General features: G+C 58.2%; 13 protein-coding genes. 6 read left to right on the forward strand and 7 right to left on the reverse strand.

Going from position 1 to position 12,453, the window contains the following annotated elements; all coding sequences use genetic code 11:
* Positions 1–15: 15 nt before the first annotated feature.
* The 3 genes from kynA to CLM71_RS14520 form a co-directional block, all read right to left on the reverse strand.
* Positions 16–858 (reverse strand): tryptophan 2,3-dioxygenase, encoded by an 843-nt coding sequence (gene kynA / locus CLM71_RS14510; RefSeq protein WP_105231645.1) that lies wholly within the window; start codon positions 856–858, stop codon positions 16–18.
* Positions 859–1,085: 227 nt separating this feature from the next.
* On the reverse strand, positions 1,086–1,478 hold the full coding sequence (locus CLM71_RS14515) for a DUF4440 domain-containing protein (protein ID WP_105231646.1): 393 nt from the start codon (positions 1,476–1,478) through the stop codon (positions 1,086–1,088).
* Positions 1,478–2,857: an MFS transporter gene (locus tag CLM71_RS14520; RefSeq protein WP_105231647.1), complete on the reverse strand. Its 1,380-nt coding sequence runs from the start codon at positions 2,855–2,857 to the stop codon at positions 1,478–1,480. Before CLM71_RS14520 ends, CLM71_RS14515 begins: the two co-directional genes overlap by 1 nt.
* Positions 2,858–2,982: 125 nt before the next feature.
* Between CLM71_RS14520 and CLM71_RS14525 the strand changes: the two genes are divergently transcribed.
* The 4 genes from CLM71_RS14525 to CLM71_RS14540 all read left to right on the forward strand — a co-directional run bounded on the left by CLM71_RS14525 (position 2,983) and on the right by CLM71_RS14540 (position 6,133).
* Positions 2,983–3,897, forward strand: coding sequence for a LysR family transcriptional regulator (locus tag CLM71_RS14525; RefSeq protein WP_105231648.1), 915 nt, complete (start codon positions 2,983–2,985; stop codon positions 3,895–3,897).
* 126 nt (positions 3,898–4,023) lie between these two features.
* Positions 4,024–4,467, forward strand: a complete 444-nt coding sequence (locus CLM71_RS14530) for a universal stress protein (protein WP_105231649.1) — start codon at positions 4,024–4,026, stop codon at positions 4,465–4,467.
* Positions 4,464–4,892 (forward strand): universal stress protein, encoded by a 429-nt coding sequence (locus CLM71_RS14535; protein ID WP_105231650.1) that lies wholly within the window; start codon positions 4,464–4,466, stop codon positions 4,890–4,892. Before CLM71_RS14530 ends, CLM71_RS14535 begins: the two co-directional genes overlap by 4 nt.
* A gap of 110 nt (positions 4,893–5,002) precedes the next feature.
* Positions 5,003–6,133: an MFS transporter gene (locus CLM71_RS14540; protein ID WP_105231651.1), complete on the forward strand. Its 1,131-nt coding sequence runs from the start codon at positions 5,003–5,005 to the stop codon at positions 6,131–6,133.
* On the opposite strand, the gene CLM71_RS14545 is transcribed toward CLM71_RS14540, so the two are convergent.
* From CLM71_RS14545 to CLM71_RS14560, 4 genes are all read right to left on the reverse strand, one after another.
* Entirely contained in the window at positions 6,125–6,880 is a 756-nt protein-coding gene (locus tag CLM71_RS14545) for a DUF4105 domain-containing protein (protein WP_105231652.1), read from the reverse strand. The two genes, CLM71_RS14540 and CLM71_RS14545, sit on opposite strands and share 9 nt — an antisense overlap.
* Positions 6,880–8,163 (reverse strand): MFS transporter, encoded by a 1,284-nt coding sequence (locus tag CLM71_RS14550; RefSeq protein WP_105231653.1) that lies wholly within the window; start codon positions 8,161–8,163, stop codon positions 6,880–6,882. Before CLM71_RS14550 ends, CLM71_RS14545 begins: the two co-directional genes overlap by 1 nt.
* A 2-nt stretch (positions 8,164–8,165) precedes the next feature.
* Complete coding sequence (locus CLM71_RS14555; protein WP_105231654.1) at positions 8,166–9,437, reverse strand: MASE1 domain-containing protein; 1,272 nt, start codon at positions 9,435–9,437, stop codon at positions 8,166–8,168.
* Between the two features lie 213 nt (positions 9,438–9,650).
* Positions 9,651–10,016, reverse strand: coding sequence for a DUF596 domain-containing protein (locus CLM71_RS14560; protein WP_105231655.1), 366 nt, complete (start codon positions 10,014–10,016; stop codon positions 9,651–9,653).
* Between the two features lie 442 nt (positions 10,017–10,458).
* Here CLM71_RS14560 and fdhD point away from each other — a divergent pair, with 442 nt between their 5' ends.
* Together fdhD and CLM71_RS14570 are read left to right on the forward strand one after the other, a co-directional pair.
* Complete coding sequence (fdhD, locus tag CLM71_RS14565) at positions 10,459–11,247, forward strand: formate dehydrogenase accessory sulfurtransferase FdhD (protein ID WP_234008580.1); 789 nt, start codon at positions 10,459–10,461, stop codon at positions 11,245–11,247.
* Between the two features lie 225 nt (positions 11,248–11,472).
* Positions 11,473–12,390 carry a bestrophin family protein gene (locus CLM71_RS14570; protein ID WP_105231656.1) on the forward strand — a complete coding sequence of 306 codons (918 nt, stop codon included), beginning with the start codon at positions 11,473–11,475 and terminating at the stop codon, positions 12,388–12,390.
* Positions 12,391–12,453 lie beyond the last annotated feature (63 nt).

Here is a 12,453-nt window from a genome sequence, read left to right on the forward strand (position 1 = left end):
CGGCGCCCTGCCCCATCAGTTGCCGATCTCGGTGCGCACATCCAGCAGCTCCGGGAAGAAGGTCAGCTCCAGCGCCCTTTTGAGGAAACTGACGCCGCTGGAACCGCCGGTGCCGCTCTTAAAGCCGATAATCCGCTCTACCGTTTTCATATGGCGGAAGCGCCACAGGTGGAAACTCTCCTCAATATCCACCAGCTTCTCCGCCATTTCATAGGCTTCCCAGTAAGTCTGCGGATTGTCATAAATGATTTTAAACACCGGCAATAAATCGGGGTTGCGCTGGTAAGGCTGCGTCCAGTCCCGCTCCACGCAGGCCTGCGGTACCGGCAGCCCTTTGCGCGCCAGGTACAGCAGAAACTCATCGTACAGGCTCGGCGCGTCCAAAATCGCTTTCAACGCGGCGTATTTCCCCTCGTCGTTGCGGAACACCTCCAGCATCGCCGCATTCTTATTCCCCAGCAAAAACTCAATCGAACGGTACTGATGCGACTGAAAACCGGACGAATTGCCCAGCACATTGCGAAACTCGACGTACTCCGACGGGGTTAAGGTTTCCAGCACCGCCCACTGTTCGAACAGCAGACGCTGGATCTGCTTCACCCGCGCCAGGATCTTGAAGCAGTGGCTGAGTTTATCCTGTTGTACCAGCTGGCGCGCGCCCTGCAGCTCGTGCAGCATCAGCTTCATCCACAGTTCGGAGGTCTGATGCTGCACCACAAACAGCATTTCATCATGGTGCTGCGGGTTGGACAGCGGGTGCTGGCAGTCCAGCAGCTGGTCCAGGCACAGATAGTCGCCGTAGCTCATACGCTTGGAAAAATCGGTAACAACCGTGCTCTCTATTTCCCGTTGATTCATCTGTTCTCTCCGCGCAGTTTCAAATATGAAACAGGGTTCCGATTACTAAACTGAGAGAAAACAATAGCCCATACGTGCAACAACTGCTCAACAATAAACGAGAGTTACCTCGCAGAATGTACGCCAGCTACCGGCGTCCGGTGTTCACTTTTCTTGACGCTTTCGGCTACGCCGCCCGCTCCATACCCGCCGTGGCTCAAACCACCGGCGTTACGCGGGCAGCGCGCTTACAGGGGAAGCATGGTTTCATGCAGATGACGCCATACCACCTGATTATCCGCCCCCAATTCAAACACCACGGTCGAAAAGCGCAGCGTCGCCTCCTGGCCCGGCAGTTGCTGCCGCTCCTGATAGGTCACGGTCGCCCCGGCGGCGCTCTCTGCAATCAGCTGCATGTTGTCAATTTCAATCTCCAGCCCCGGCCGCGCGCCGCACTGGGCGCGGAAAAATGTAGTCAGCGAGGGGAAATCAAGCAGTGCGCCGCCCGGCGTCACCATGGAATAGTCCGGGCTGAAACGCGCCAATAAATCGTCACACACGGCCACCGGGCTGTCGCCATCGCCAAGCCAGCGGCGAATCAGCGTATGGGCATCTAAAACTTCCTGAAAATAACGGTTCATCATTTCTCCTGATTAAGCATAAGAATAACGCTGCGATTGGCGATCCGCAGGCAGAGCAGAACGGGGATGACGGTGCTGACCGCCGCCAGGACAAAACACAGGTGGTAAGCCCGCGCTGGCGGCATACCGGTCATATTGAGTAATACGTTAAGCAATAAGCTGATTAGCGTGACGCCGAAACAGAAGCTGAGCTGGCGGTTAATGTTCCACAGCGCGCTGGCATCCGCCAGTTCAGTATCGTCTACCTGAATAAATGCCGAACTCTGCGCGGTGCTGCTGCACAGGCTGCCGCCAAACCCCATCAACGCGTAGGCGGAGGCCGCCAGCACCACGTCATCGCCGCTGCCAATCAGCGACAGTAAGCCGATACCGCTCCCCTGCACCAGACAGCCGATGATAAACAGCGGGCGCGGCCCAAGCTGATTAAACGTTTTGCCCGTAAGGGAGATAGCGGCAAACGCGGCGATCGCCCACGGGAACATCATCACCCCCACCAGCGTGGCGTGCATACCCAGCTGATTTTGCAGATACAGCATCGCAACCAGGCTGACGCCGGTAAAAATGCCGGGAATCAGCTGATAAATCAGCATCGCGGTTCGCAGCATCGGCTCCTGCATCAGGCGCAGGTTAAGCAGCGGCTGCGTTTTGCGTAATGAAGCGCGCACATAACCGCCCATCAGCGCCAGACCGGCAAGCAGTAGCATCGCCCCCACGCCCAGACGGCCAGACTCCCCCATGTTGGTCAGCCCTAACAGGATCAGGCTCAGCGCCAGGCAACCCGAGATAAGGCCGCTGAAGTCCAGCCGTTCGGCCGCGCCGGCCTCGGCGTCGGGCTTCAGCCAGCAGGCGGCGAGGATCAATGCGGCGAACGCCAAGGGCAGGCTGGCCAAAAATACCCAGCGCCAGCTAACGCTGTCGACCAGCGCCCCGCCGATAGCCGGAGAGAGCGCCGGCGCCATCAGCGCCACCAGCATCACGACGGCAGAGAGCCTGGCCCGCTCATGGCTGCGGTACAGGGCGTAGGTCATGGTCTGGCCGACCGGGATCAGCAGCCCCCCGCCCAGCCCCTGCAGCACGCGCCAGGCTATCAGCTGTCCAATATTGCCGGCGGCGGCTACGCCGCAGGTGCCGATAATGAAAACCCCCAGCGAGAGCATCAACAGGCGCTTTGATCCCATCCGTTTTGCCAGCCAGCCGCTCAGGGGAATAACCAGCGTCAGTCCCAGAATATAGCCGTTGCTCACCCACGCCAGCTGACTGACCGGCGCATCAAGCTGCCGACCGATATCCGGATAGGCAACGTTGGCGATAAACATGTTGACCAGATCGATAAAAAATCCCAGCAGATAGACGCTGGCGACACGCAGCCGGTAATTCATAGGTTTTCCATAAAAAACAGCACAGTGCGCGTAGTATAAAATCATAAAAAAAAAGATAAATCGGCGCCTGGCGGTTACACTGTCAAAATTATTTTGACAATTATTCCCCCACGCGAGGAAAACCCATGTTGAATATGCAGCGCCTGGAGATATTTGTGGCGGTGGTGGAAGCCGGCAGCTTTACCGGCGCGGCGCAGACGCTGGGGCTGACCAAGGCGGTGGTGAGTTTTAATATCAAGCAGCTGGAGGAAAAGCTGGGCGTCTCCCTGCTCACCCGCAGCACCCGGAAAGTTGCCGTCACGGATGCCGGCGAGCGTTTTTATCTGCGCTGTCTGCAGCTGCTGCAGGATGCGGAAAAAATTCTGGACGATGTGCGCAGCGACCATTGCGGCCTGCACGGCATACTGCGCATCACCACCACGCCGGAATATGGCGCCAACGTCGTGGTGCCCGCGCTCTCGGCGTTTGCCGCTCTGCATCCGCAGCTGCGCATTCAACACGTCTCCTCGTCAAAAAACGACGATCTGATCGCCGGGCGTTTTGACGTGGCGATACGCCTTGGCCAGCTGGCGGACTCGACGCACCATGCAAAACTGTTGGAGTGGTTTGATATTTTCCCTGTAGCCTCAACGGATTACTTGACGACGCATCATGACGGGACAATCGCGGACCTGCAGCAATTGCAAAACGCACGCTGGATCGCCCATAGCCGTCTGGCCACGCCGCTGAGCTGGCAGGTGGTGACGCCGGCCGGCGACAGCGTGCTGTTCCGGGCCAGCACCCCTGCCACAATCATGGCAGACAGCGCGGCGGCACTGCTGGCGTTTGCCCGCAGCGGCGCGGGTGTAGCGTTACTGCCCGCCTGGCTGGTGCGGGAGGACATCGCCAGCGGCGCCTTAACCCGGCTGCTGCCCGACCACCGTTTTCCCAGACAGGGCATCTACGCTCTCTATCCCAATACCCGCCATGTCTCCGAGAAGGTGCGGGCGTTTATCGATTTTCTGCAACGCCGTATTGACGCTCCCGATGCCCCCCTTTAGCGCTGCGTTTGCAACGGTCGCCGGGCCGCAGGTAATTTCTGTACTAAACTAATTACATACCCCGCCAACAGCGGATGGATGCGTGGGACCGCTCTCTGCATTGGGTCAGAACCCCAAGGAGGCGCCATGAGCTACCAACATATCGTGATTGCCGTCGACCTTAACGGCGACAACCGGCAACTGTTAGCAAGAGGTGCGGCGCTGGCCGACGCCTGTGATGCCAAGCTGTCATTAATTCACGTCGATATTCACCACGCGCCCTACTACTCGGCGTTGGGCCTGCAGACCTACCACTACAGCGGCGAGGTGCCCGCCGAAGTCACCGCCAGCAAGCAGCTAGCCGCCATTGCACAGCAATCGTCTTATCCGATACCGGATTCGATCGTCGTGTCGGGCGAACTGCTGCCGGAACTGAGAAAAGAAATCGACGCGCGCGGTATCGATCTGATTATTTTCGGCCACCATCACGACGTGTGGAGCAACCTGTTCTCCACTACGCGGCAGGCGATTAATCATCTCGACGTCGATGTCCTCGTTGTACCGTTAGTGACCAATCAGGAGGCCTTATGAGCAGCTACCAGCATATCGCCGTCGCCACCTCACTGCTGGATGAGGAACGCCTGCTTATCGACAAAGGCATCGCCCTCGCCTCGGCGCTCGGGGCGAAGCTGTCGCTGATTTATGTCGATGAGCATCACGCCTCTTACTATTCGGAACTGGGCCGCCCGGTGGCGAACTTCTCCGAAACCCAGTTTGAGGAGAAGATCAGAACGGAGATGCAGCCGCTGCTGCAGGCCGCCTCCTATCCGATCGCGGAAGTTATTATCAGACGCGGCGAGCTGGCTTATGAGCTGAAATACGCCGCCGCAGAAAAAGGCATCGATCTGTTTATCTTCGGCCACCATCAGGATCTCTGGGGCAACCTGTTCTCTTCCGCCAGAAACGCCATTAATACCCTGCATACGGATATTCTGGTGGTTCCCATCAGGAAATAACCGCGCGCCGCGCCGGTGCATCGCCGGCGCGCCTTTCTCCGCACTTGCTATACTTCTCACACCTCACACCATCACCCCTGGCCGCTCTCTGCAGAAAGGATCGATCGTCCATGCAACAGGCGCACCGTAACATTCTGTCCGTCATTTTTTCCGTGTCGGTCTTCAGCCTGACCTACGGGCTCAGCGCACCGCTTATCGCGCTGCAGCTGGCGGATAACGCCTATGGCGAGACCACTATCGGGCTTAACGCCGCCATGCACGCCCTTGGGGTATTCGCCGTCGCCCCGTTCCTGCCGCGGCTGTTCCGCCGCTTCAGCCCGCTGGCGCTGATGTGCGCCTCGCTCAGCGCCATCGCGCTGCTGTTTCTGCTGTTTCCCTGGCTGCCGCTGCCGGCATGGTTTGTGTTGCGCTTCGGGCTGGGCATATTTACCGAAATCATTATGGTGCTGACCGAAACCTGGCTGAATGACGCCACCGTCGAGCAAGCCAGAGGGAAAACCATGGCGCTGTATACCGCCGGGATGTCGCTGGGGTTCGCTTCCGGTCCGCTGATCCTGACGATGATGGGCAGCGACAGCGCCGGGCCGTTTGTGGTTGGCGCGCTGATCGCCCTGGCCGCCGTGCCATTGATCGACAGAGCCGGTATGGTGCGGCAGCCAGGCGAGGAGCTGACGCCGATCGGGCTGCGGCAGAGCCTGCAGCTGGCCCTGCTGGCGATCGTCGCCACCGCGCTCAACGCCGCGATTGAAGTGGCGGGAATGAATTTTCTGTCACTGTACGCCATCAGCCTGGGGTGGAGTGAATCACGGGCGACGCTGCTGATCTCGGTGCTGATGTTTGGCGCCATCGTACTGCAGCTGCCGCTGGGCTGGCTGGCGGACAAAGTGGATCGCCGCCGCCTGATGACGCTGCTGGCGGCAATTTCAGCCCTCGGCGCGCTGGTGTGGCCACTGCTGCTGACCACGCCGCTGCTGGCCTACTGCCTGCTGTTTGTCTGGGGCGGGGTCTTTGTCGGCATCTATACCGTCGCCATCACCTGGGTAGGTTCACGGTTTCGCGGCGCGCAGCTGGCGGGCATCTATGCCGCCATGTCGGTCGCCTGGGGCGCCGGCGCCCTGCTCGGCCCGCTGCTGGGAGGCGCAGCGATGGAAGCCGCTACCCATGGTTTGCCGTATATGACCGCGCTGCTGTGCGCGCTGTTTACCGTGCTGTCGCTCAGCCGCCGGACGGCATCACGTTGAGCGCCCGCGGCGGATCGCCCGGGAAAACTCGCCGTCAATCAGCGCGCCGGGCGGACGCTGCAACCGGCTGCGACGCCTTAGATCGGCAAACGGCAGCCGGCTGTCCAGCAGCCCCATGCGGTAACAGTAACGGTCGGCAAAGCCGCTGAGCAGCAGCCGCCAGTCATACTTGACCGCCGGCGATACCGCCCGGCCGTGACGCAGAATATTGGTGGTGCAGTTATTGCACAGCGTGTGATACCACTCCGGTTGTGCATTCACCTGCTCAATACGCAGCAGGTAATCACGCAGCAGCAGCCGACGTTGCTCGGCCGTCAGCGTTAATCCATACAGCCAGACCCGTTCGTGGCGCACATCGCTGCGCACGCCGATCAGATCGCGCTCGTCGGCCACGACATAGATCACCGGGTAGTTGCGCCAAAATCCCCCCATGGCCGACCACGGCTGATCCTCCCTGCGACGGGTCTCAATCGAGATCGCCAGCCACTCCCCGTTACTAAAGCCAAAACTGAGAAATACGTGGGCAATGGCGTTGCCGCCCCAGTAAGAAAGCACCAGATCGGTGGCGTTCAGTTCACTCAGGCGAAAGCTGCGATCGTCCCACGCCGGCAGCGGTTCAGCAACGCTGCGGTAGCGAAAATTGCGTACGTTGCGAATCTGAAAGCGGTCATTATCCAGCCAGACCACGCCGGCCAGCCGGGCGTATTCCGCCAGCCAGGGCGCACCGTTTTCTACCGGGCGAAGCATCAGGAAGCGTCATCCTGACGCCGCCGGCGTCGCCATGACAGGCGTGCCGGATGCACAATGGCATGCAGCGCCCGGGCATAGTCCAGCGCCAGGCCGGGCGTCCAGGCCATGGTGGTGGCGCGCTTGCGCAACTGGGCGGCAATCCACAGTTCGGGAATAAAAAACAGGCGTAAAAACGTCAGCCAGCCGCCGCGGGCAAAAACGCCGTCCAACGCCGCCTCCAGCCCGTAGGCCACGCTGCTGGAACAGTTGCGCCAGGTCAGGTTGTACACCTCCGCCTGGCGATAGCTGGCCCAGTAGCGCCGCAGCCCTTCGGGATTAAAGTCGTGGAAGACAATCTTGCGGTCGGACTCACACCACGCCGCCGACTCGCTGGCGTAGCTCTGCTGGTACTGCCCGGCGACGTTGTTCTCCTGAATTGCCTTCAGGGTATTGAAAAATTCCGACGGCGAGCGGTCGATATCCACCGCCGGATAGAGGCTGATATACAGTTCCGGCGGCATTTCCAGCGCCGCATGGCCGGTAGAAATCACGCCGTTGGCGTCAACCGCAGCAATATAGCGGTTAAACACCGGCCGGCGGATCGGTTTACTGGCTGCCGAGCCTTCCGGCGTCCAGATATGCACCACCAGCGAGCCGTCATAGGGCAACGGATCTGGTTCCTGCGGCGGCGCTGCCGTTTCCGGCAGCAGCCCGCCCGGCGCCAGCAAATTAAACACCGCCGCGCCGTCTCGCAGGCGGAATGCACGCCAGGCCAGCCGCAGGCACTGCAGGCCGCCGGCCATCATAATCGCGCCAAGAAACTGCGAAACGGTGCCATGATGGTGCGTCGGGTACGGGAAGAAAAGAAACAGCGCGAACAGCAGTTGCGCAACGCCGGCGGCAAACGCCCGTCGCCAGCCGTGGTAGCGCACCACCCAGGCCGAGGCCATCACAAACAGCCCGGTAATAAAGAAGGCAAAACCGAAAATGACCGCCAGTAACAGATTACTGCTGTTACGCCCGGATAAAATCAGCAACGCAACAAAACAAAAAATGCCGCCTTTAAAATAGAGCACCGCCTTTTGCGCACCGACGCCGCCAGGGGCCAGCATCAGCGTCGCCAGGCTCTCAATCAGCAGCAGAATGCCAAAGATATGCAGGGGGAAATAGCGAATGCCCTGCAAACCGTCAATAAATATGGAGACGCCCAGTCCGCCCCACAACAGCCCGATTACCGCCAGCAGCGGGGCATTCCTTCTTACGAAATCAGCACCGGATAGCAACAAGGCAAGCTGTAACATATTTACGCCCCCTGCGGTGAGTGAATAGAGACTTTGCTGTGCGGCTCTTCGCTCCAGTAGCCGACAATCACCACGCCAGCAGGCCCGCGCAGGCCGAGCAAACGGTTTTCGCTGACCGCAATCCGGTTTGACGGCGGCAGCGCCAGATGGAAGCGGAAGGTTTCACTGTTGCCCCCCTGCTGCAACACCTGCTGCCAACGCTGCTGCATGGCGCTGCTGTCCTCCGCCGACAGCAGCGCAAACAATTGTTCAACATTGCTTATCGCGGCCAGTTGTTGGCTCAGCGGGGTATGGATGTTTTCATCCCACGTCAGCCGCCCGCTCTGCGGCTCCAGATGGTAGGCCGCCTTCCCCTGTCCGGGGCCGGCCATGCGTTCTTCCGCCTCTGATGCGCTTACCGCCGCACGCTTTTGCACATAGACAAAACTCAACAGCAGCGCCGTGGCGGACAGGTAACACTGCGCCAGCAGCAACGATTCACCGTCGCGCAGCCCGGGGATAAAAAATGGGCCATAGCGCTGCCAGGAGTAATAAATCACGATGATGCTAAAACACAGGAAGGAAAATGCACCGAACCGGTTGCCGCTCATCACCGGAATCGCAATCATCAGCATCACCGGCAGGCAGGCCAGGGCAAACTGTAGCGCCGTTCCGTGCGCTCCGCCGATCGGCTGATGAAAAACGTACCAGGCACTCAGGCATAGCAGCAACCACAGCACACCGCCGGACAGCAGTTGGCGAACGCTTAATGGCCCGGAACGCCAGCGCAGCCCCATCAGGATGGTGGTCAGCAAAATGGTGCCGACCACGTTGGACGCCCACCACGTCCAAGCGGCCTGCACAAAATCAACCTCGTGCCTTAACGCCAGCCAGCCACCGCCCAGCAGACCGGAGAGCACGCTGGTGCCCAACGTCGCCAACAGCCAGACGCCCACGCTGCGCAGTTGATCTTGCAGTGAGGAAAAATGCCTGACGCACCACGCCACCGCCAGGCTGTTACTCAGGGAGATCGCGGATAGAATCAGGGAGGTTTCCAGCGTATGCCGCAACGTGGCATCCAGCAGCACCCGGGTAAGGAACAGCACCAGAAACAGCATCGGCCAATAACCCCGGCCGAAGATCAAAAATGCGCTGACCGCTACCCCGGCAGGGAACCAGACGGCGGCGACCCGGCTGACGGGCGCATCCATATACAAAGAGATATAGCCGGTAAGAAAATAGAGCGCGCACCAGAACAGTAAAGCCAGCAACGAGCGCCCGGACAGGTAAGACACGTCGTGCCTCCAAGAGCAAAATCAGCGTGACTTAAGAATAGTGCAGCATGGGGCAAATGGTAGGAAGGCACCCCGTTCGTAAAGCCGTAATCCGGTATACAGGCGAATACATTCCTGTAACGAGAGCACGTTTTTGTCTGATGGCTGGGTGATATCAGGCAACATGAACGGTAGCAGCAAAAAACGGCTCCGCAGAGCCGTTCTCATTAGCATTTAGGTCCAGTCTTGATAGCCATCTTCGTGGATCCAGACGATCCCTCCAGGGCACTGTTCAGTCAAAAACCAATACCCATCGAACGCGCCGGCATCCATTTCATCCTGATTTCTCGGAAAAACATCTGTGAAGTGCTTTATCTGTTCCTCTGCCGTTCCAGGTAAAAAAACACCATCACTCGCTAACTTTACAGTTCCATCACTCAGTAAATGATGGAGAAACCATAAGAAAATATCTTTTTCCTCATCAAAACTGAGCGTTTTTAGCCCCTCAACACTATCCGGATCAATATTCTTCCATAAGTTACCTATCGATAACCCCTCAAGAGTATCTCTCCTTTCTATATACTGTTGTTCTGTCAACAGAATTCTCCTATCTGAATTTTATTTCATATTTGTTAGAGGCTATGCCTACAGCATTTTAAATGTCGTCGTTGCCTATAAGATCAATCGTCCAACGAGCTTTCGTTAGCTCCCCAGAGGCTGAGTAATTCGGCGTGCCGCCGGCAGAAACAGCACCTGAACCTATAATAGCATCCGGCGCATAGTTCCTCGCCTGATTAAGACACAAAGTAAGAAGCGATGATGACAGCGTACTGCTTGATGATTTTATTCAGATTATAAAAAATAAAACTGCTGATGCCGGATAATAACAATCCGCCAATATTTTCGGGAATCTCCACCGTCATCCGTGTATAATAAAATCTCGACCGTTTAGTCGCGTCGTTATCTGAATCACAGCCGGCAAGAAGAGATGATGAATAAACATTTAATAACAAATGCGCCTGAAAATAACACCGATACGTGCATGGTTAAACGCCCGGTCTGGCAGCGCGATAATCTGCAACAGGCGGAAGAAGACTGGCTGGCGGAAGAGGTGCCGGTCGCGCTGGTGTATAACGGCATTTCCCACGTGGTGATGATGGCAACGCCAAAGGATCTGCCGGCCTTTGCCATCGGTTTTTCCCTGTCGGAAGGCATTATCACCTCAGCCGACGAGATCTATGATATTCAGCAGTACCCTGCCTGCAACGGTATAGAAGTGCATATCGAACTCTCCAGCCGGCGCTTTATGCAGCTGAAAGAGCGCCGCCGCAGCATGACCGGGCGCACAGGCTGCGGCGTTTGCGGCGTGGAGCAGTTGCAGGAAGTCACCCGCACCATCGCCCCGCTGCCGTTCAGCCAACGTTTTGATTTAACACAGCTTGATGCCGGGCTGGCGCAGCTGAAAAGCTATCAGACCGTCGGGCAGCTGACCGGCTGCACCCACGCCGCCGCCTGGCTGCAGCCGGACGGTAACCTGAGCGGCGGCTATGAAGACGTCGGCCGTCACGTGGCGCTGGATAAGCTGCTGGGATACCGCAGCCAGCAGGGCTGGCAGGCCGGCGCGGTGCTGGTTTCCAGCCGCGCCAGCTATGAAATGGTGCAAAAAACCGCGATGTGCGGCATTGAAATTCTGTTCGCCGTCTCCGCCGCCACCAGCCTGGCGGTTGAGGTGGCCGAGCGCTGCAATCTAACCCTGGTCGGCTTCAGCAAGCCGGGGCGCGCCACCGTCTATACGCATCCGCAGCGTCTGTGGCGCTCCGGCAGCGCATAGGCTCGCTGTTTCCGGCCCCCGACAGGGCCGGTTTTATTTTGTTTCGGAGAAAAACATGACCTCTGGCGTAATAAATTAATCAGGAAGCTTTCCGTCATCCGGATGGATAATAAAAATCCGTTGTTGATTAAATAGCTTATTCTCAATGACGCCACCATCCGTTAAAATACAACCTATTATTCATCCCATAAAATATTTCAGTAAAAATCAGGAAATATTGACCTTATGATCATTCGTCCAAACCAGCACTGGTTTTTGCGCCTGTTTGACTGGCGCGGCTCGGTGCTGTCAAAAATAACTTTTCGTCTGGGCTTAAATGTCCTGATGTCGATTATCGCCATTGTCTTTTATCAATGGTATGAGCAATTCGGCATTCATTTAACCGTTGCCCCTTTCAGTTTGCTTGGGATCGCCATCGCCATTTTTCTCGGCTTCCGCAACAACGCCGGCTACAGCCGCTTCGTCGAGGCGCGCATGCTGTGGGGCACGCTGCTGATCGCCGAACGCACCCTGCTGCGCCAGTTGCAAAACCTGCTGCCGGAAGAGAAAGCGCTGCATCGCCATATCGCCCGGTATCTGATCGCCTTCGCCTGGAGCCTGAAGCACCAGCTGCGCCACACCGATGCGACCGCCGATTTGTACCGCATTCTGCCGAAGCCGGCGTTTGCAGAAGTGAACGCCAGCCCGATGCCGACCAACCGTATCCTGCTGCTGCTCGGCCATGAAATCGGCCGGCTGCGTCAGGCCGGCCGGCTCAGCGACATCACCTACAGGATGCTGGATAATAAACTCGACGAACTCGCCCACGTACTCGGCGGCTGCGAACGCATCGCCAATACGCCGGTGCCGTTTGCCTATACCCTGATCCTGCAGCGTACCGTGTACCTGTTTTGCTCCCTGCTGCCCTTCGCGCTGGTGGCCGACCTGCACTACATGACGCCGTTCGTCTCGGTATTTATTTCCTACACCTTCCTGTCCTGGGACTCGCTGGCCGAAGAGCTGGAGGACCCGTTCGGCACCACCGCCAACGATCTGCCGCTCAGCGCCATCTGTAACGGTATTGAACGCAGCCTGATGGAAATGAACGATCAGCAGCCGCTGCCGGCGCTGCATAAGCCGGATCGCCACTTCAACCTGACCTGAGCCGCCAACGATAAAAAAGCCTGTCGAAACAGGCTTTTTTATCATCCGCCGACGGTGCGGAAA

Origin of the sequence: Serratia sp. MYb239, from assembly GCF_002966855.1 — a bacterium.
GTDB lineage: Bacteria > Pseudomonadota > Gammaproteobacteria > Enterobacterales > Enterobacteriaceae > Serratia_B > Serratia_B rhizosphaerae.

What these genes read in the sequence shown, in the direction of transcription:
- CLM71_RS14550 (WP_105231653.1), bottom strand. Translation starts at nt 8,163, where the DNA reads ATGTTACAGCTTGCCTTGTTGCTATCCGGTGCTGATTTCGTAAGAAGG.
- kynA (WP_105231645.1), bottom strand. Translation starts at nt 858, where the DNA reads ATGAATCAACGGGAAATAGAGAGCACGGTTGTTACCGATTTTTCCAAG.
- CLM71_RS14570 (WP_105231656.1), top strand. Translation starts at nt 11,473, where the DNA reads ATGATCATTCGTCCAAACCAGCACTGGTTTTTGCGCCTGTTTGACTGG.
- CLM71_RS14530 (WP_105231649.1), top strand. Translation starts at nt 4,024, where the DNA reads ATGAGCTACCAACATATCGTGATTGCCGTCGACCTTAACGGCGACAAC.
- CLM71_RS14525 (WP_105231648.1), top strand. Translation starts at nt 2,983, where the DNA reads ATGTTGAATATGCAGCGCCTGGAGATATTTGTGGCGGTGGTGGAAGCC.
- CLM71_RS14540 (WP_105231651.1), top strand. Translation starts at nt 5,003, where the DNA reads ATGCAACAGGCGCACCGTAACATTCTGTCCGTCATTTTTTCCGTGTCG.
- CLM71_RS14515 (WP_105231646.1), bottom strand. Translation starts at nt 1,478, where the DNA reads ATGAACCGTTATTTTCAGGAAGTTTTAGATGCCCATACGCTGATTCGC.
- fdhD (WP_234008580.1), top strand. Translation starts at nt 10,459, where the DNA reads ATGGTTAAACGCCCGGTCTGGCAGCGCGATAATCTGCAACAGGCGGAA.
- CLM71_RS14520 (WP_105231647.1), bottom strand. Translation starts at nt 2,857, where the DNA reads ATGAATTACCGGCTGCGTGTCGCCAGCGTCTATCTGCTGGGATTTTTT.
- CLM71_RS14535 (WP_105231650.1), top strand. Translation starts at nt 4,464, where the DNA reads ATGAGCAGCTACCAGCATATCGCCGTCGCCACCTCACTGCTGGATGAG.
- CLM71_RS14545 (WP_105231652.1), bottom strand. Translation starts at nt 6,880, where the DNA reads ATGCTTCGCCCGGTAGAAAACGGTGCGCCCTGGCTGGCGGAATACGCC.